The 342-nt window shown below is 56.4% G+C and carries 1 protein-coding gene; it reads right to left on the reverse strand.

All coding sequences use genetic code 11. The features are described 5' to 3' along the window. Nucleotides 1–49: 49 nt before the first annotated feature. On the reverse strand, nucleotides 50–342 hold a 293-nt coding region (locus H6B10_RS15775), incomplete at its 5' end, for an NFACT RNA binding domain-containing protein (RefSeq protein WP_204652398.1).

A 342-nucleotide genomic window follows, 5' to 3' on the forward strand; every position in this document is an offset into this window, starting at 1 on the left:
AGCCTTCCGCTGCACAGGCAGCAGAAGGCTTTATGATAAAATTTACAACTCAGTGCTTTTTCAGCTGTTCTTCCAGACCCGGGCGCGGCGTAACGTAGACTGTGGTGTACACCGTGTACAATACCATGCCTGGTTTGGCGCCATTGGCTTTCCAGATATTTTTCACCTCGGTAGTATCTACCGCCACCTTGGCACCACCGTTCTGGCTGGAATGCAGCACCGCCAGCTCGGCCGCTTCCTGTTTGGTGGTATCCGGGATGTCTTCCCCACGGCTCATGACCACGCAGTGGCTGCCGGGCGCTTTCTGCACATGGAACCAGAGATCCTTGCCCCGGGCGGTGT

Origin of the sequence: Gemmiger formicilis, assembly GCF_016901605.1 — a bacterium.
Classification (GTDB): domain Bacteria; phylum Bacillota; class Clostridia; order Oscillospirales; family Ruminococcaceae; genus Gemmiger; species Gemmiger formicilis_B.